This window comes from Planctomycetia bacterium (genome assembly GCA_015075745.1).
In the GTDB taxonomy this organism is placed as follows: domain Bacteria; phylum Planctomycetota; class Phycisphaerae; order UBA1845; family UTPLA1; genus UTPLA1.
The window spans coordinates 1,817,070-1,834,052 of record JABTTW010000001.1 but is presented as its reverse complement, the minus strand read 5'-3'; the positions used below and the strand labels follow the sequence as shown (position 1 = coordinate 1,834,052).

The window sequence follows — 16,983 nt, the reverse complement described above, 5'->3', positions numbered from 1 at the left end:
CATCGTTTCCCTGCGGCCGGGGGGTTCCGATTGCGTATTCTCTATTGACAGCTTTGCCAACCATGAATCGACTCCCCGCGATCTTTCTCGCAGCCTGTCTCGCCGCACTGGTTCCCGTGCCGGTGATTGCGCAGGACAGCGCCCCGGTGGAGGGGCGGATCACGCGAATCGGACTTTTCGCCGGGGGCGACCCGATCCTGCGGAGCGGCACGTGGAGTTTTGTCGAGGTCGAGCTTCGGTCGCTTGCGGCGGGTCCATTCGGCGGCGAGCTTCGGCTGGAGCAGCGCGACCGCGACGGGGACATCGTCATTTCCAGATTGTCGGTCGCTCTTGAGCCGAACGGCGACTGGCGACCCTATCAGGTCTATTTTGTTCCGTACGATCTGGGCATCGGCGGGTCGGTGCACGTGACGCTTCACGACGAGGCGGGCGATCAACTGGAGATCATCGATGAGAAGGGTGAGCGCGTCGCGAAGATCGAGAGCCCTTCGGCGAGCGACATTTCCCCTGATGAGCTGTTGATCGTGGATATTGCGTCGTCGGGCCGGCTTCCGCATGTGGCGCTGCTCGATGTGAATCGTCGTCGGCAGGAGCAGCAGGTGAATCGTCGGCGCGTGCGATCGATGGCGCCGCGCGAGTTGCCGCAGCGCGCGCAGGGGCTCGATGCGGTCGATGCCATCACGTGGGATGAGGCGGACCCTTCCGAGCTTAACGATCAGCAGATCGACGCCCTCATCGATTGGGTGGCCGGCGGCGGGCGGTTGCTCATCACGGCGGGCAAGAACTGGCGCAGTCTTGCGGGTTCACCGCTGGCCGATGCCTTGCCGGTGACACTTCGGGGGGTGGAAGAGCGGACCGAGGCTCAGGAGTTTACGGACATCGTCAGCCAGGCGAATTATTCCGGCCGGCTGGATCGCTACTATGCGAAGAATCCTTTTCAACGTTGCCTGATGACGCCGCGCGAGGGGGCGATCGCGCTTCCGGCGAACTGCCCGAACCCTCAGATTTGTTTTCGGCGACAGATCGGGCGCGGGGTATTGACATTTCTTGGGGCGTCGTTGAATCAGCTTTTGCCGGCGCCGAAGAAGATTTCAAGCGCGGTCAGCGCCGGCGAAGGGGTCGAGGCGGGTGAGGAGAAGGACCCGTTTATCGAGGTCGCGTGCGAACGGGTGTTGGCGCGGCGCTTGCTTTCGCTGCCGCCGGTATTCAAGGAAGAGCCCAAAGGGTGGACGGGGCAGGGAACGACCGATTTGTTTCAGGTGCTGCGAAGTTCGATTGCGTTTGAGGGGGTGGGCACCAAGTTTTTGATTTTCGCGCTGCTTTTCGCGGCAGCTTATACGTTTGTCGCGACGGTCGGCAGCTATTGGTATCTCAAGAAGCGCGCGTGGCTGCATCATGGCTGGACGGCATTCGGAATCGTCAGTATCGCCGGCAGTTTGCTGGGGACCGGCATGGTCGGCATGTTGCGCGGCGTGACGAAGAGTCTTTGGCAGACATCCGTCGTTGACGGATTTGCCGGCCAGGATGAGGCCCACGCGGGATGTCTTTTCGGCATTAAGACTCCGAACCATACGCGGTTGGATATCACGCTGCCGGTGGGAGAGCAGGCGCCGGGTTTGCCGAAGCAGTTCGGCCCGTTGCGGGCTGTGCCGGGTTCTGCGGACACGCTCGAACGACCCGATTCGCAGTTTGCTTCGGCATCGAGTTACGAGTGTTTGCTGGCGGGCGAGCGGCTTGCGGGGGTACCTGTGCGGGCGACACTCAAGGAGATTCAGGGTGACTGGGACGGGCCGCTGCCGGGTCGGTTTGAAGGGCGCATTGTTCTTCGCCGACCGGACCAGAAGGAGAGCAGTCTTCGGTATGAGTTCGCGCCGGGCAGTTTTCTGCGGAACGGTCTGGGTGTGCCGCTGAAGGATTGTTACCTGTTCCTGACGGATGAGGAGACGGCGGGCGAGGGGGTGACGGTATTGGCGAATTATTTTCTGGTGGGGGATTTGGCCGAGGAGGGCGTGGAGGCGGAATTGTCGGATGCGCAATTGCGGCAACGGTTGTTGTCCGATCCGCGCGACAAGACTCAGCCGCTTAAGACGATGCCGCGACTGTCGGACAAGATCGGCGACTGGGCCGGGGAGATGCGGAGCTTTATGCCGCTGGGCGGCGGCGGACTTCAGCCGAGCGCGACACAGCTCACCGGGTCGGATGAGTATACGTCGGTCCTGCTGCTTTCGTTTTTCGACCTGCTGCGGGAGGATCCGAGTCGCCCGGTGAATTTGCGGCGCGGCCACGGCCGACGGCTCGATTGCACGAAACGACTCACCCGATTGACGGCACTTTTGATCGGTCGCAGCGAGGCCCCCGGGCCGGCGCGGCTGATGGTGGACCAGAGGGGGCTGGCGCCGAGCCAGTCGAATACAATCTATCGGATTGTGATACCGGTCGAGCGAATTCCCCGGGTGCGAGGCGAGCCTTTGTGATCATTCAGACCATCAACCTGACGAAGCGTTACGGCAAACTTGTGGCGCTGAGCGGCCTGCATCTGACGATTCAGGAGGGCGAGTGCTTTGGCTACATCGGTCCGAATGGGGCCGGCAAGACGACGACCATTCGCATCCTGTCCACGCTGCTTCAGCCGACGTGGGGGGAGGCCCGGGTCTGCGGTCACACCGTCGGGTACGAGTCACGTCTGATTCGCCCGATGATCGGCTATGTGCCGGACTTCTTCGGCGCTTATGAAGACATGGTGGTGCAGGAGTATCTTGAGTTCTTCGCGGCCGCGTACAACATCAACGGCGATCAGCGGACGCGGGTCGTTGGCGACGTGCTGGAGCTGACCGATCTGTCTTACAAGCGCGAGGCGCTGGTTGACAGTTTGTCTCGCGGCATGAAGCAGCGGCTTTCGGTGGCGCGAGTTTTGCTGCACGACCCGAAGGTGCTGTTTCTCGATGAGCCGGCGAGCGGCCTGGACCCGCGTGCGCGCATTGAGATGCGCGAGCTGCTTAAAGAGCTGCGGCGCATGGGGAAGACGATCGTCATTAGCTCGCACATTCTTCACGAGCTTGCCGAGCTTTGCACGACCATCGGCATTATTGAGCGCGGGGAGCTGCTGTTTCACGGGCCGATTGAGGAGATCGTGCGCCGAACGAGGGGGGGCACCAAGCTTGAGATTCGCGTCGGCGAAGGTCAGGACAAGGCCGCCGCCATTCTCGGAAAACTAAAGCTGGTCCAACTGGTCGAGACAGATGACGGGCGACTGCTCGTCTCGCTCAAGGAGGACACGCACGACTTCTCGTTCATCGCCCACGCTCTGCTCGTCGCGAAAATACCGATTCGTGAAATCAGGGAAGAACAGGTCAATCTCGAAACCGCCTTCATGCGCTTCACGAAAGGCATCGTGCAATGACATTTACCCATCCAATTTCATTACGACGACTCTTCCTGCTTTTGTTGGGCGTGTTGCTTACGGTTTCCGGGGTTGGCTACTCGCAGGAGCCGCCGGTTGATGAACCTGTCCCGCCCGCCGCGGCCGAGCCGGATCCTTCGGAATACATGCGCCCGACCGAGCGGGGGCTTCGGCTGACGCCGAAGATCGCGGAGGCAATGAGCAAGCGATTCGCCGTGGGCATGACCAACCGATACGGACTCAGCGATCAGCAGGTTGATGCCGTGTCCGAGGCGATGAAGCAGCGGATTCTCCGGTTTGCTCATAGGAACGAAAAAAACGGCCAGGAGGTCATGGAATACATGATGGCGAGCATGATCGAGAACGACGACCGATTCACTCAGGAAGCGGCGAAGGAGTTCTCGCGCATGGTCAAACCCATGATTCCCGAGTTCAAGGACCTCATCACGCAGATGGGCGCTGACATCGGCAAGGAAATGACGATGGCGCAGCGCCTTAAGCTGACCGGCGATCTGACGGCCGCCGCCGCGGGCATTACCGTTTTCGAGTCGCGGATGGCGCGGTGGGAGGAGGGCAAGATCGGTGACAATGCCAATCCTTTCTGGGATCCGGCTGACAAAGACCCTTCCAAGGCCCAGCCGACGCCGGTGGACCCTAGCGAGCCGGAGGCGCATCGTCGGGCTCGTATTGACGCCGAGCGATGGATCGAGTTTCGACTTCGCACGGATGATGAATGGGAGAACTACGTCACTCAGGCGGGCGAGTATTATCAATTCGACGAGAAGCAGATTGCGGCGGCCAAGGCCATCCTCAAGGACTGCAGAGACCGCGCCTTGATCATCAAGACCGACGACTGGCGGCGCAAGATCAAGGACAATCTCATTGCGCGGGATTTGATTCGGCGCGCCGATATTCAGTCGCGCGGGCCATCGCTGTTCGCGCTGGAGGCCGACCTCGATCGGCTGCAAAAGCCGCTGCTCGATCTCGACGAAGAACTGAAGAAGCGCATTGACGGCCTGCCTGACTCCAAGCAGCGCGCCACCGCGAAGAGCACGGTTCGGCAGATGCTGGTCGACCGGGGCATGAAGGAGCCGCCGCTGTAGCTGCCCCCGCCGGGATTTGATTCAAGCTGCGATCGGAGAATCAGTCTTCTTATGCAGGCCGTATTGCGTGATCTGGGTACCTGGTTCTGGCGGTTGGCCCCGGCCAATCCGATCGTGGTGCGCGTGGTATACGCCGGAGGGCGGCGACTTCGTCATCTCTGGATTCGTACGGCCTACCTGACCATTCTTGCGGCCATCGTCGCCATCGGCGTACTTGTGTTGCAGTCCGGCGAGACGTCGCTCTCCGATCTCGCCAAGAACGCCACGAAGGTCTTTAATGTCGTCTCGCTGGTGCAGCTTGCCATGGTGTGTATCATCGCGCCGATCTTCACCGCGGCGGCGATCACTCAGGAGAAGGACTCGCAGACGTTCAACATTCTCCTGTCCACTCCGCTGACCAACGGCCAGATCGTTCTCGGGTCGCTGTTGTCGCGTCTCTATTTCGTCTTCATGCTGCTTCTCGCGGGCATTCCCCTCTTTTGCATCATGATGGTTTATGGCGGCGTGACGGGTGAGGAGATTGCCCTTTCGATCTCCATCGCCGGCGCGACGGCCTTGCTCACGGGATCGATGGCCATCACGATCAGCGTGATCAAGATCGGGACCGGCCGGACGATCTTTACTTTCTATCTCGCGATCGCGCTCTATCTCATCATCGTGTATTACATTGGGGCGGCGACGGCTTTGATTCCGCCGGAGGCTCAGCCCGCTCCGTCGACCGGGGCGAAAATGAGCTGGCTTGCGGCGTTTCATCCGTTTCTTTCGCTTGCGGTCGTGCTGGGGCAGACGCCGGCGCCGTCGGCGGCGTCGGTGGCGCATTACGGATTTCCGATCAATAAGCTCCTGGCGTATCCGCAGTACTCGTATGTGTGCATGACGTTCATCGCGTCTCTGTTCCTCGTGTCGCTGAGCCTGTTCTTTGTTCGGCGCGGTGCGAAGGAGGGGGAGATTACGTGGCTCTCGCGGCTGACGGGGACGCTGCATCTCTCCGAGAACCGCGACGAACAGACGCGAAGGCCGCGGCACGTCTGGTCGAACCCGATCAGTTGGCGCGAGTCGGTTACCGGCGCGGCGGCCGGCGGCGGATTCATCGCGCGCTATGCGACGCTGGGCGTCGGAATCGTCATCGCCGTGACCCTGGTGATTATCTATCTCTCCGGCGGGCTCGATCCAGTCGAGGCTCGCGCGTGGCTTTTTGGCGCGACGGCGATCGAATTGGCTGTGGCACTGTTCATCGCTACGGCGACCGCGGCGACGAGCATGACGCGCGAGAAGGAATCGAACACGCTGGAGCTTGTCCTGGCCACGCCGCTGACCAGTCGCCACATCATCACCGGCAAGATCATCGGCCTGGTTTATGCCGCCGGACCGATTCTCATTGTGCCGTTTGTATCGGTCGCTCTCTTTTACCTTGCCGGACTGATTTCGAAGCAGGGGCCGGTGGTGAACTGGGAATCTCTCCTGACTTTGCCGATCCTGCTCGTATCCGTGACAGCGCTTTGTTGCATGCTGGGTTTGCAGGCATCGATCAAGAGCAAGAAGACGCTTGCCGCGGTTTTTTCGAGCATGTCGATCGTCATCCTGCTCATTGCGATCGCCACGAGTTGCCCATTCGCCGTGCGGAGCAGCGACAACGAGGCGCTTGCGGCGGCGATCTGGCCGCTTACGCCGTTTACCGGGCTGTACATCATTATCGATCCGGTCAATGCGCTGGCGGATACGGGGACGAAAATCTCTGTTGAAGTGATGCGGCAGTGCCGGGTGATTGCCTTCGTCGCCGCGCTGGCGGCCGCCGCGATTTACAGCGGAGTCGGCTGGATCGTCTTGCGCGGGATGGTTCGCAACTTTGATATGATCATCCGCAAGCAGAGCGCTTAGGCATTCTTGGCGCAGACTCGGAAGAGAGCCCCGCGGTCCATTAAGATTGAATGACGTCGCAGGGGCGTGTATGCCATCGCGATTCTGCTTGTCGGCGCCGCTTTCTCGCGGCTTTGGCGGCGTGCAAGAAAAGCCAATGGTGATGCGAGTATTTGCAACACATCGCGACCTGCCGCTAGAATGAGCGGCGAACTTCGCGGGTGTAGCTCAATGGTAGAGCACCAGCCTTCCAAGCTGGACGTTGCCGGTTCGAGTCCGGTCGCCCGCTTTGAACGTAAATATCGGTGATCTTGATCGTTCGGGAGAACTACCGGCGTTCGGTCGTGCGGCCTGAGACGCGAAATTGCGCGGTGTTACACCGCGCAACCGTATTCGGGAGATCGCACTCCGTTTCTGAATGTTCCGCGACAACACCGCCGGCAAAGTGCGCATGATGGTTGACTCCGCCGGCAAGGTCGGCATTGGCACAACGACGCCCGAGTCCGCCTTATCGATCGAGAACCTCGGTGCCGTCGACGACGTAGGCATCCTCGGAATCGGAGAAACCAACCAGGAGATCTTCGATCTTCGCGCGGATTTCGCGGGCGGCGGCGCCGCTGGGAATGCGCTGCGCATGTGGTCCCTCTGGAATCCCAACGTCATGACCTGGCGCGGAGATGGCAACGTCGGCATCGGAACGGCCACCCCCGCAGGCCGGCTCGACGTGCACGGCGGGAATGCGCTCTTCAGTGATCGCGTCGGGATCGGCACAAGCTCGCCGAGTTATCCCCTGCATATTGACTCCGCATCCTCTCAGGCGCCGCTTTTCATCAATGACACGTTCTCCACTCCGAATACCCAAAGCTGGGGAATCTGGAGCCAAACCGCGAACCCCAGGGGAACCGCGGTCCTTGGCACGACCTCCACTGAGGGCAATCCAGTCGGCGTCCAGGGAAACACCCATGCCCCCAATGGAGTGGGTGTCGGGGGGTATGCCCTCAGCGCGACCGGCCCGGGCATCGGCGTCTTTGGACATTCTGCCAGCCCCGAAGGCCACGCGGGATATTTCTCGGGGCGCTGCTATGTCGACGGCAACATGGGCATCGGTGTTACCGCACCCACGGCACGACTTCATACCGTCGGCGGCCCCACCTTTAGCCAGGTGCGATTCGAAGACGCCAATCCGCTCGGAATCTGGGTCAACCTGCTCAACACCGACGCCGGGGGCCGTGAGTTCGGGCTGATTTCCACCGGCTCATCCAACGGCGAAGGGGCCGGAGCCCTGCTGATCCGCGACAACACCGCCGGCATCGTGCGTATGATGGTCGATCCCGCCGGCAACGTCGGCATCGGCACCATTGCCCCGACCGAGGCCCTCGACGTCGTCGGCAACATCCGGGCGACGGGCAGCGTCTTCGCCGCGTGCGGAACGCTGAGCTGCTCGGACGAGCGCTTCAAGACCAACATCGAACCCGTCGCCGACGCATTGACCGTTGTCGAGAAGCTCCAGCCGGTGCACTACGACTGGAAGCGCGACGAATTCCCTGAGCGCCATTTCAGCAAAGATCGCCAGGTGGGCCTCATCGCCCAGGACGTCCGAAAGGTCGCCCCGGAAGTCGTGCGACAGGACGAGGAAGGCTATCTCGCCGTCGATTACGGCCGACTCACGCCGCTGATCGTCTCGGCCATCAAGCAGGTCAAAAGCGAGAAGGATGACCAGATCGCCTCACTGCATGCCGAGAATGCGGCACTGAAGGCCCGGCTCGACCGGCTCGAATCCATGCTCGGCAAGGCCGCAAAGTAAGGAGCGATGACCCATGATTCGCATGAAAACACATCAACGTCTCGGATTGTCACTCGGTTGGATCTTCGTCGTCGGGTTGCTGCCTGCGACGACGCCCACCGCACACGCTCAGCCGTACGATCTCTCGTGGCACACGCTCGACGGCGGGGGCGGGCAGAGCACCGGCGGTTCGTACACGCTGTCCGGCGCCGTCGGCCAGCACGATGCCGGGCCCGGCGCGATGATGTCGGGCGGGAGCTACGCGGTGATCGGCGGCTTCTGGACGGCAACCGCCGGCATCCTCCCGCCGGACTGCGACAGCGATGGCACGCCCGACGCCGACGAAACCGATACCGATCTGGACGGCATCCCCGACGACTGCGACGTCTGCCCGAATAACAGATCGGGGCTCGCGGTGGACGCCGAGGGCCGGCCGACCGGCGACGTCAATGGCGATTGCCGTGTTAATTTTCAGGACTCCGGGCGAGAGCTAGAGGAGCTTAAGATCACGCTCCCCCTGAAGGAGCCGGCGGCCCAGTGCGGCTCGACCACCGCCCCGACGGCCCTGGCGTCATTGGCCTCACTCGCCGCATTGTTCATCGCACGGCGCCGAACTTAGCGACGACATGCGAGCGATGGAAGCGTTTCGAGACCCGTGCCCTTTCCCCTCGCATCTGAGTCAGGATTCGGGGCTGGATCACGGAGAGAAGGGGATGAGGAGGCGACGATTTAGAGTAGAGGAGGTTCTTTACAGATTCGAGAGTCCGATGTGTTGATCGTACACGTTGGACTCGTTCGTCGATTCTGCTAAGAGCTCGCAGAGCTTTCTTGCTCGGATGCGTCACTATCACAGGCGGACTTGAATTCGTCGATCAGCTCATCGAAGAGCTTGTCGCGCAAGACATTCTGTACCTGGATGCCGTCATGGGTCGTGTTCGGATTGTTCTTGGAAGTGGTATACATGGCCTCGTGAAACTTGACGACGCGACCGATCAGTTGGGCGTGAGCGCCGTCGTAAATGTTCGCGATCAATCGGCCCAGGCAGTAATGCACCTGGGAATCGCCGGCATGCTCAAATGAGAGCATGAGCTCAAGTTGGCAGTCTATTCCCTGTACATTGGCCGGCGTCACGAAAGCGATCCTGCCGAAGGCGTTTGCCGTGGAGGCGTAGGTCAAGAATGCCCCGGCTTGCTGCGTCAGAAGGGCGTCGCATGCTTCCATGCGCGCGACTTCGACCGCCTGGTTGATGGTTCTGGGGGCGGCGGACGATTCGCCGTAGGCAACCAGGCTGGGCGAGTCGATTGCCAATCCCACGATGACCTGTCCTGTGGGCTTTTCAAGCCGCCACTCGATTGGCGTGTCGGGGGTTCGAGAGTAATACTCGGTCGCTATCGGCTTGGCGCAGCCGGAACCCAGAACCAACGCCAAATGGATGGTGAGCCCGACAAAGGCGGTCGTCCCGGAGTTCCTGCCCTTTAGTGGATGCCCGGTTATTGAATTCATGGTGCGGGCCTCGTCAGTTTGTCGCCGATTTGGGTCGATAGTTCCGCAGCCAGACATAGCGCAACCTTACGGAGGCCGTTGTCGAGGGCTTGTTCGCTGCCGGCGATTCTGCGCTCGACCGACGCGGTCGCCAGGACGCGCCCATCACGGACATTGACCGCGCGGCCCGTGCATGCAATGGAGTATCGCTCGGGATTACCTGGGCTGGCATTGGTCGGCTCGACCCTTGCTGCGCGGACTTCGATCATGATCCCAATGTCGCACAGATCGATGCGTCGAAATCCCTCGAGCACACCGGCTTCATTCCTGGCCGACGCCATGCTCGTTCGCGCAACGGCGACATCAACAAGCTTCATCCGGTGGGTCGTGGAGTCAAAGAAGGCGATGCACTCGTTTTCGACGGTGGCGCGGTCAACCTGGACCGCCTCCGGATCGGAGAAGCTCACGGACGTCGATGCGCGAGACTGATCATCATCGCGACCACCGAGATTCGTACTCAGCACATTCGCGAGGATTGCCAGACGAGGACGCCTTGCGATTTCGTAAACCCTTCCGAAGTCGTAACGGGCCTCTTCGATCACCACGCGACAGGGATTGTCCTCGTCGTTGGGCTTTGCAGCTCTTCGGGGTTCCATTTGGTAGTGCGAATCGCCGGTGGCGCCTTGATCGGATGACGCGGCCTGTCTCGAAATGCCGGTGACAGTCTCGGGATGGTCAGGCCCGCAGCCAACCAGCATCAAGAGCGATGCCGGAAGTGCGAGACAAGACAATCTAAGTGTGGGCAGGATCATTGGCCGCTCCACGGTCAAGGCGAAGTTCCCCAGGGGGAATCACCGTTTACCAAGGTCCTCGTCGTAATAGACGTAAATCCGAAAATCGTCGGCCGCCTTGAGGCTGTTGACGGCGTATTGCACGCGTTTTCTGGGCTCGAGCACCAACTCCTGCCACTCTGTGGCATCGACGACGGTGCCGCCGTCTGCCATGGAAGGAGAGTAGAACTCGGTTCGGACGTTGACACGACGAGAGACGTGCGGCTCCTGCGAGTGAAGCTGAGCGACGATCTTTAGTCGGTTTCCGTCGATGTGCTCGACCTGCATGTCTCGAAGCAGGACGGCGGACTTGAGCCATGAATGGTTGTAGACAACCTGGGACTCGTCCTCAGTCCGGGTGGACCCGACCTGAGGCGAATGAGCCTGAGGGTAACAGCCGGCGATCATCGCTGTCAGTGTGGAAAGCGCCGCGAGACATCGCAAAGCATATGTCCGGGCGGAAGAAATACTCGTCGATGGCGTTCTCATTTCAGGCCCACCTCCTCCGGGTATGCGACTTCCAACAAGCAACGATCCGCGCCGGTCAGGCTCGCTGACGAGAACGCGGCTGGGTTACCGGGCTGCAGGAGCAACTCCGTCCATTGAGAGGAGTCCACGGGCTGAGTTTCCTGGCCCTGATAATAGACGGCGCGAATGAACACACGGTATGAGTTCGCGCGGTCAGCATCCAGGCTGTCCGCCTCAATGGTCGCGTCGATTTCATAAAGGCCGAGCTGCGGATTCAGTTGGCCCTTCCTGACGGTCGTTTTGACGTGTTTGCGCAGGAATGGATCGTGAATTCGCGTGCTCGCCGAATCGCCGACCTTTTGTTCGACAGGGGCGCAGCCGATGACCAGCAGCATTGGCATCCACAGAAGAACGCCGGGCCAATAGTTTGTATGCGTCGGCCGGTATTGTTGTGCGAAGGGGAGCTTGATGCACATGGTCTATGCACCCCCTGCCGACGCATGATCGGTTGAGCCATCGTCCGCCGTATCGTCCGTGCGCGCCTGGTCGTCAGGCGCGGGTTGAGTGTTTGACAGGAGCGTTGTGGTGTATGGGCGAAGCTCTCGGTAGTCGTCGACGTAAATCGTATTTTCCTGAGCGCAGCCGGTAATCAGGAGAAACATCGTGAGAATGGTGATCCCCGTGAGCGAGACCCTTTGGCAGCCGAATTTCATCATGATTTCCCCGGTTGGCGTCGCGGAAGCAGAACGTACGACTTTGGCGCAGGCGGCTGAGCAGCTTGAATGAACTTGTTGTAACTCTCAGCGATAAAAAACGTCGATAGCCCTTCGGAGCCGATCTCGATGTCCTGTGCCAAGGCCTGTCGAAGGGCCAGAGGAGCACAGTAACCATTTGAAGCGGCTTCCAATTCCTGCAGATATGCACCTTGATAACTTTGCAACAGATTACTGTACGCGCGCTCAATCCAGGCAGGCTCGATGGAGGGACGATTAAACCCGCACGGCAGCAGTGAGAGCCGGTGCTTTCCTGAATCGAGCCGGCCGATCCAAAGATGGATCGCGTTGGGAACCAGCGTCCACTGGCGCGTGTCGGCCTCCTCCTGATTCGCCGCTCGAACAATCATGCCGATGATCTTGACGTAATTGTTGCCGCTATTCTCCAGGGCCCGTCCGAAGTCCTCGACTTTTCCCTTTCGTTCCTGAGATAAATCTTTGGCAGAGGGTCCGCGACCGGCGGATTGCCCGTAGAGATTGAGGCACTGTGTCATTCGCCCGACGACGTTTCCGTCGATCATCATGTCGAGGGCCTGAATGGACTCTGCGGGGCGCAGATAATCGTCGTGAATGAAGTTCGCGTCCTGCACGGCCGGCCCGACCTTTACTTTTTTGGGCCGACTTCCGGCAGCGGCGATGATGAGGCAGTTTGCCTGGGCCAGTTCATCGATGCTCTTGGAGAAGAGGATGTCCGAATCACTGGCCGACGATCCGTCCGTCGCCGAGCCCAGGCGGAACGGAGGGATGAATACATTTGGATACTCGTAGCGACCGCTATTCTGAGTCCAGAAGATCGGGGTCAATATGCTCGAGTTTTCCCGCGCGGTCCCCAATAACTCGCGATACAGATCAGTCGTTTCCTGCCAGCTCAGTCGGGCGCGCTCCATCTTGCGGAGGTGGACATAACAGAGCGTTCGAAGAACGTATGCCGCAAGAAAGTCGCGCTGGAATACGCTGCCGCCCCGCGCGATCACGCCATTACTCAGGGAGAAGCCGGTCAACGTCGTGGACCCCTCCCGCTCGTAAAGGGCCCCCTTGCTGAAGCGATCGCAGACCAGCGCCCGATCAAACGCCACACGGGCATTGTCATAATCTCCGAGGCGCATCAGGCATATTCCGTGGAGGAACTCCGCCATCGCCCGCTCGTAGGCTTCGCCCTGCCAGACCTTGGTCGCTTCGTCCCAGATCAGGCTTGCATCGCCGTCTGACTCACGGAGGGTCAGGTCGTTTGTTATAAGGATTCCCTGGTAGAACGCCTGCTGCGCGTCTTCATAGTTGCCGCTCGCAAGGCATGCGGCCGCATAGTCCAGCACCGTTACACCGGCATCCTTGGCCCGCTGGTCAAGAGGCTTTGCCATTTCCAACTGGGCGGGTGTTCGAAGGGCGTCGGCGGCGACCTCGTACTGCGCAGTTCCCCATGTGTAGCCGTGCGGGGGAGCAGCGCATCCCGCTAACAGGAGAATTGGAATCGCGAATTTCCCGCGGAAGTAAGTGGCCCGAAGCATGTCTCGAAGGGTTCCCATTGGCATGGCTTCCTAGTTCTGAAAGTCCCGCGTTGAATAGGCCGCGGCCGACGAGATGCTGTGCGCCCATGCCAGCTCCGCGGTCTCTGCGTCTATGAGATTGAAGCTCATCTCAAGCACGACAATGCGCCGGTTGTTGATGGCGCCATCTTTTTCCGCCACAGCGACGACTTTGTCGTTGGACATGAAACGCGCCGTCAGAAACAAGTCGACCCCGTGCTTGCCCCTGTGCCCTCGAGCCACGGATGATGTGGCGGCGTCCTCGGGCTGCCAATCGGTCAACTCGATGCGCAATTTTTTTTCCAGATCGGGCTCCACCAGGATGATCCGGTCTTTGAGTGCGCGCTTCAGGTATGTCCGTAGCTTCAGGAGGTATGCTTCCCTGGCATCGCCGAACATGTATTGAGTGGTGTCGTTCTCGACGCGGACAAGGGCGATGCGAGGCGGCGCGTCCGACTGGTAGAAAAGCGGATCGCGAACCAGATCCCGAGCCATCAGGTCTGCCACGCGGGCCACTTCGGCATCACCAAACAGGCTGCCCTTCATCGCCTCGACGCTTCCCATGTCGTCATTGGCTTTGCAGCCGGCACATTGAGCGGCGGCAATAACCAGAAGCGCACAGAGGACCAGTTCGCGATTGTGAGCCGAAGTAACCAACGGGTTAGCCTCCTGTGACCGTTCGCACCGAGCAATCGTGAGTCCAGACAATCTCCTCGGTTTCGGCATCCACCAGTGAGAATGTCATGATCATGTCTACCAGCCGTTTTCCCGCGGTCGCCTTGTCAACGGAGTGATAGGCGCCGGTCAGAATGAAATCGACGCCGTGCTGGTCTTTCAGCCCGGTGTGGCTTCGCTCGCCGTTTCGCTTGTCGCGGCGCTGGATAAAGATCTCCCGGGTAACTTCCTCTCGCATGGAGATGAACTTTGCCGAACCGCCGGCCGTGCGCTGCTCACCGCGGAGGGCGCGAAACAGAATCGTCTGGATGCGCGTGGCGATCATGTCGGCGCTGTCACCGATGAAGGGTTCATTTGTTTGATTTTCTATGCCTGCAATGCCGATCCTCGCCGGCGGGTCATTGCGATTCAGCAGGGGCTCGGTGATGAGATCGCGCGCCATGGATTGGGCGCATTTCTCGATATCGCCGGGTCGCAGTCCCCACACATCCTGATTGCGAGATTGAATGTCCACCTCCGGGGGTGGAGGACCGACGCAATTGGTAGACATGGCAAATGTAGCGAAGAGAAGCAGGAGAAACCGCCGACGGGACGCGCGCCTCAGACTGGAAGGATGCACACTTTGCCTCCTCATGCCCAAGCCTTGAATAGCAAGCTACCGCCTAAGCCAACGAGATGCCTAACCGATCTTTGGTAGCCCGCTTTGATAGAATCAAGGCCCGTTTTGAATAGGAAAATTGGAACCCTCGATCTTCCTAGTTCGCTTCAGAGTAGTTAATTATCGCCGCGATGTCAAGCCTGTGCCCAACGATCCGCTGATCGATTTCCAGAATTGTTGGCGATAGGATGGGTCCGATGGCGGCTGCCAAGACGCACGTGGTTTTCACGTTGCCGTGTCGTCATGTCGCCGCGGGCCGTGTACAGGCCGTCGTAGATATCGTTCGGCGTGCGGTCGGTCAGGTTGGTCACCACGAATCGAACGTTGGGCCCCTGAACCAGCCGCTCGACTTCCCGAAGCAACAGACCCCCGGCGTCTGAGGTGAGCGTTCCGCCTGTGAAATCGGCCACGATTTTCTTGCGGCCGAGACTGGAAAAGAACATCGGTTTGCTGTTACAGTCTGTCACCAAAAAAGCCTCCCTGCCTATGGACCGGAATGTTCTTACGAAACCCCAGTCTACAAGGCTTCGAGGCTTTTTCTTTTCCTATTCAACGCCGACCTGATGAAATATCCGGGCTAGATTGGCGCGGCAAGTTCCTCCAAGGCCGCCGCGCTGCATCGGGTGACCGTGTCCACGAGATGAGAGTAATCGCAGGGCAGCGAGATGGTCTCGGTGGGGCGATTGCTCGAGATTTCCGGGGGAATCTCCAGGTCCTGTCCAAACGTCGCAACGACCAGCGGAATAACTCCGCGGTCAGTTGAGTCCAGCTTTTTCAGCGCCGTGACATAACGTTTCAGATCGAGCTGGGTTCGAGCCAGGACGATGGCCACGGTGGGTTGTTCAGGCTTGAGCCAACCGAGCTGATTGAAGAACAGTGAGTACGGGTCGCCCGGGGCGTCTGATCCCAGGACGACGACGCGAGGCGCGGTCTTGGCGCAGCTTGCCAACTCGCTGCCCAGCGAGTCGCCGAAGTTCTCGCTGGACTGCGCGGCGTAAAAGAGCTGGATGTCCGTCAACTTCGAAAGGGCGGCGGCTGCGAGTCTTTCGATGGCGACATGGTCGAGGCCCAACTCCGACGCGAATTCATGGTAGGGAAGCAGTTGCGTATTGCCGCTGCCGCCCGCGATGAGGGCATGGGCCATCCGGTTAGCCAGCGCCACGGCCATGAGGCCTTTGGCGTCATCCTTCGAATTGCGATGCTGCTCAATCGGCGCTCCGTGAAGGGATGCGGCTTCGATGATCGACGGCGAAATACTCCAGTGCTTCAGCAGGGCGCGGGTGGCATCGGCGTGGCTGACCTCGAAGGTCTCCATCTCCACGGCTTCCAGGTCCATTCCCGTGTCCCGGGATTTTGCGATCACCGCGGAATACTCATTTTGAAAAATGGTGCCCAGCACCATTCGGCCCACATCATGAAGCAGACCGGCCAGGAACAATTGATCGGCGTTGGCCTGGCTGGTCTCTTCGCCGATCATCTCGGCCAGCATTCCGGTCGCGAGTGAATGCTCCCAAAACCGCTGCGGGATGAGGCCGGCCCCGGTCGCCTGATCAAAGTGCTCGATTGAAAGAATGGCAATGACCGCGTTTCGAACGGCCGTCAAGCCGATTCGCTGGGTTGCTTCCACCAGGTTCTTGGCGACTTTGCCCCGTTGATAGAAGCTCGAGTTGGCCACGCGAAGGACTTTCAGGGACAGGGCCTGATCCTGCCTGATGGCTGCCGCAATATCGTCAAGCGTGCTGGTACCGCTTCGGGTGAGCGCGATGACGTATTCGAGAATGGGTTTGATGGAGCGCAGGTCGATCTCCTGATTGAGTCGGGCAAGGACCTGAGCTTTCGTCAGGCCGCGGGTCGTGGCCGCGGCCGGGGCGCTGGTCGCGTCCGCGCGAGGCTGGGCAGTCTTTGTGGCAGAGGCAGCTTTCGACTTGGAGGGTACCTGCGACGCCGATGCCTGCTCGATGGCATCCGGCTCAGTCGCGCCCAGGATCGAATGTACCCGGGCGATCAGCTCCGCGTTTGAGAAATTGGACTTGAGCAGAAAGCTGGAAACTCCCATCTGGGCTGCCTGCAAGACGGCATCCCGATCGGTCGTTGCGGTCAATACGATCACGGGGGTCTTTGGAGTCACGTCGGCTTCGCGCAGTTTTCCGAGGAATGTGAGGCCATCCATGACCGGCATCGACAGATCGAGCAGTATCAAGTCCGGCTGATTTTCCAGGACGAGTCGAAGCGCTTCGGCGCCATTCGAGGCCTCCAGAGTCTGGTAGTGGTTCAGGCGCAATGTGGCGGCGATCGGCTCCCGACATATCGCATTGTCTTCTGCAACCAGAATCGTCTTCATTGACGGTCTCCTTCCGGCCCAAGCCGGGGCGAGCGCCGACCCCGAAAGACGCTTGCTGATTGATTTGATCTTGTCGATGCACGGCGCAGG

16 protein-coding genes and 1 tRNA gene are annotated in these 16,983 nt (G+C 60.2%); 7 read left to right on the top strand and 10 right to left on the bottom strand.

The genetic code is table 11. The features are described 5' to 3' along the window. Window positions 1–62 precede the first annotated feature (62 nt). The 7 genes from HS101_07230 to HS101_07200 all read left to right on the top strand — a co-directional run bounded on the left by HS101_07230 (window position 63) and on the right by HS101_07200 (window position 8,762). On the top strand, window positions 63–2,474 hold the full coding sequence (locus HS101_07230) for a hypothetical protein (protein ID MBE7506066.1): 2,412 nt from the start codon (window positions 63–65) through the stop codon (window positions 2,472–2,474). Then, the gene (locus tag HS101_07225) at window positions 2,474–3,400 is read left to right on the top strand and encodes an ABC transporter ATP-binding protein (GenBank protein MBE7506065.1); all 927 of its coding nucleotides are present in this window, start codon (window positions 2,474–2,476) and stop codon (window positions 3,398–3,400) included. Before HS101_07230 ends, HS101_07225 begins: the two co-directional genes overlap by 1 nt. Beyond that, on the top strand, window positions 3,397–4,503 hold the full coding sequence (locus HS101_07220; protein ID MBE7506064.1) for a hypothetical protein: 1,107 nt from the start codon (window positions 3,397–3,399) through the stop codon (window positions 4,501–4,503). Before HS101_07225 ends, HS101_07220 begins: the two co-directional genes overlap by 4 nt. A gap of 51 nt (window positions 4,504–4,554) precedes the next feature. Continuing rightward, window positions 4,555–6,381 carry an ABC transporter permease subunit gene (locus HS101_07215; protein MBE7506063.1) on the top strand — a complete coding sequence of 609 codons (1,827 nt, stop codon included), beginning with the start codon at window positions 4,555–4,557 and terminating at the stop codon, window positions 6,379–6,381. A 196-nt stretch (window positions 6,382–6,577) separates the two neighbouring features. Continuing rightward, window positions 6,578–6,649: transfer RNA gene (locus tag HS101_07210), tRNA-Gly, on the top strand. 129 nt (window positions 6,650–6,778) lie between these two features. Next, entirely contained in the window at window positions 6,779–8,164 is a 1,386-nt protein-coding gene (locus HS101_07205) for a tail fiber domain-containing protein (protein ID MBE7506062.1), read from the top strand. Window positions 8,165–8,177: 13 nt separating this feature from the next. Next, window positions 8,178–8,762: a thrombospondin type 3 repeat-containing protein gene (locus tag HS101_07200; protein ID MBE7506061.1), complete on the top strand. Its 585-nt coding sequence runs from the start codon at window positions 8,178–8,180 to the stop codon at window positions 8,760–8,762. A 188-nt stretch (window positions 8,763–8,950) separates the two neighbouring features. Here HS101_07200 and HS101_07195 read toward each other — a convergent pair whose 3' ends face one another. The 10 genes from HS101_07195 to HS101_07150 form a co-directional block, all read right to left on the bottom strand. After that, window positions 8,951–9,646, bottom strand: coding sequence for a hypothetical protein (locus tag HS101_07195; GenBank protein MBE7506060.1), 696 nt, complete (start codon window positions 9,644–9,646; stop codon window positions 8,951–8,953). Beyond that, complete coding sequence (locus HS101_07190; protein ID MBE7506059.1) at window positions 9,643–10,437, bottom strand: hypothetical protein; 795 nt, start codon at window positions 10,435–10,437, stop codon at window positions 9,643–9,645. Before HS101_07190 ends, HS101_07195 begins: the two co-directional genes overlap by 4 nt. 39 nt (window positions 10,438–10,476) lie before the next feature. After that, a complete protein-coding gene (locus HS101_07185; protein ID MBE7506058.1) occupies window positions 10,477–10,944 on the bottom strand; it encodes a hypothetical protein in 468 nt (155 codons plus the stop codon). After that, window positions 10,941–11,399, bottom strand: coding sequence for a hypothetical protein (locus HS101_07180; protein MBE7506057.1), 459 nt, complete (start codon window positions 11,397–11,399; stop codon window positions 10,941–10,943). Before HS101_07180 ends, HS101_07185 begins: the two co-directional genes overlap by 4 nt. Before the next feature lie 3 nt (window positions 11,400–11,402). After that, window positions 11,403–11,636 carry a hypothetical protein gene (locus HS101_07175; protein ID MBE7506056.1) on the bottom strand — a complete coding sequence of 78 codons (234 nt, stop codon included), beginning with the start codon at window positions 11,634–11,636 and terminating at the stop codon, window positions 11,403–11,405. Continuing rightward, the gene (locus HS101_07170; GenBank protein ID MBE7506055.1) at window positions 11,636–13,219 is read right to left on the bottom strand and encodes a hypothetical protein; all 1,584 of its coding nucleotides are present in this window, start codon (window positions 13,217–13,219) and stop codon (window positions 11,636–11,638) included. Before HS101_07170 ends, HS101_07175 begins: the two co-directional genes overlap by 1 nt. A 12-nt stretch (window positions 13,220–13,231) precedes the next feature. After that, window positions 13,232–13,876: a hypothetical protein gene (locus HS101_07165; protein MBE7506054.1), complete on the bottom strand. Its 645-nt coding sequence runs from the start codon at window positions 13,874–13,876 to the stop codon at window positions 13,232–13,234. A 4-nt stretch (window positions 13,877–13,880) separates the two neighbouring features. Continuing rightward, window positions 13,881–14,513 carry a hypothetical protein gene (locus HS101_07160; protein MBE7506053.1) on the bottom strand — a complete coding sequence of 211 codons (633 nt, stop codon included), beginning with the start codon at window positions 14,511–14,513 and terminating at the stop codon, window positions 13,881–13,883. Between the two features lie 173 nt (window positions 14,514–14,686). After that, the gene (locus tag HS101_07155) at window positions 14,687–14,995 is read right to left on the bottom strand and encodes a transposase (protein ID MBE7506052.1); all 309 of its coding nucleotides are present in this window, start codon (window positions 14,993–14,995) and stop codon (window positions 14,687–14,689) included. A gap of 134 nt (window positions 14,996–15,129) precedes the next feature. After that, entirely contained in the window at window positions 15,130–16,893 is a 1,764-nt protein-coding gene (locus HS101_07150; GenBank protein MBE7506051.1) for a response regulator, read from the bottom strand. Window positions 16,894–16,983: the final 90 nt, after the last annotated feature.

What these genes read in the sequence shown, in the direction of transcription:
- HS101_07230 (MBE7506066.1), top strand. Translation starts at nt 63, where the DNA reads ATGAATCGACTCCCCGCGATCTTTCTCGCAGCCTGTCTCGCCGCACTG.
- HS101_07220 (MBE7506064.1), top strand. Translation starts at nt 3,397, where the DNA reads ATGACATTTACCCATCCAATTTCATTACGACGACTCTTCCTGCTTTTG.
- HS101_07215 (MBE7506063.1), top strand. Translation starts at nt 4,555, where the DNA reads ATGCAGGCCGTATTGCGTGATCTGGGTACCTGGTTCTGGCGGTTGGCC.
- HS101_07205 (MBE7506062.1), top strand. Translation starts at nt 6,779, where the DNA reads ATGTTCCGCGACAACACCGCCGGCAAAGTGCGCATGATGGTTGACTCC.
- HS101_07200 (MBE7506061.1), top strand. Translation starts at nt 8,178, where the DNA reads ATGATTCGCATGAAAACACATCAACGTCTCGGATTGTCACTCGGTTGG.
- HS101_07195 (MBE7506060.1), bottom strand. Translation starts at nt 9,646, where the DNA reads ATGAATTCAATAACCGGGCATCCACTAAAGGGCAGGAACTCCGGGACG.
- HS101_07190 (MBE7506059.1), bottom strand. Translation starts at nt 10,437, where the DNA reads ATGATCCTGCCCACACTTAGATTGTCTTGTCTCGCACTTCCGGCATCG.
- HS101_07185 (MBE7506058.1), bottom strand. Translation starts at nt 10,944, where the DNA reads ATGAGAACGCCATCGACGAGTATTTCTTCCGCCCGGACATATGCTTTG.
- HS101_07180 (MBE7506057.1), bottom strand. Translation starts at nt 11,399, where the DNA reads ATGTGCATCAAGCTCCCCTTCGCACAACAATACCGGCCGACGCATACA.
- HS101_07175 (MBE7506056.1), bottom strand. Translation starts at nt 11,636, where the DNA reads ATGAAATTCGGCTGCCAAAGGGTCTCGCTCACGGGGATCACCATTCTC.
- HS101_07170 (MBE7506055.1), bottom strand. Translation starts at nt 13,219, where the DNA reads ATGGGAACCCTTCGAGACATGCTTCGGGCCACTTACTTCCGCGGGAAA.
- HS101_07155 (MBE7506052.1), bottom strand. Translation starts at nt 14,995, where the DNA reads ATGTTCTTTTCCAGTCTCGGCCGCAAGAAAATCGTGGCCGATTTCACA.
- HS101_07150 (MBE7506051.1), bottom strand. Translation starts at nt 16,893, where the DNA reads ATGAAGACGATTCTGGTTGCAGAAGACAATGCGATATGTCGGGAGCCG.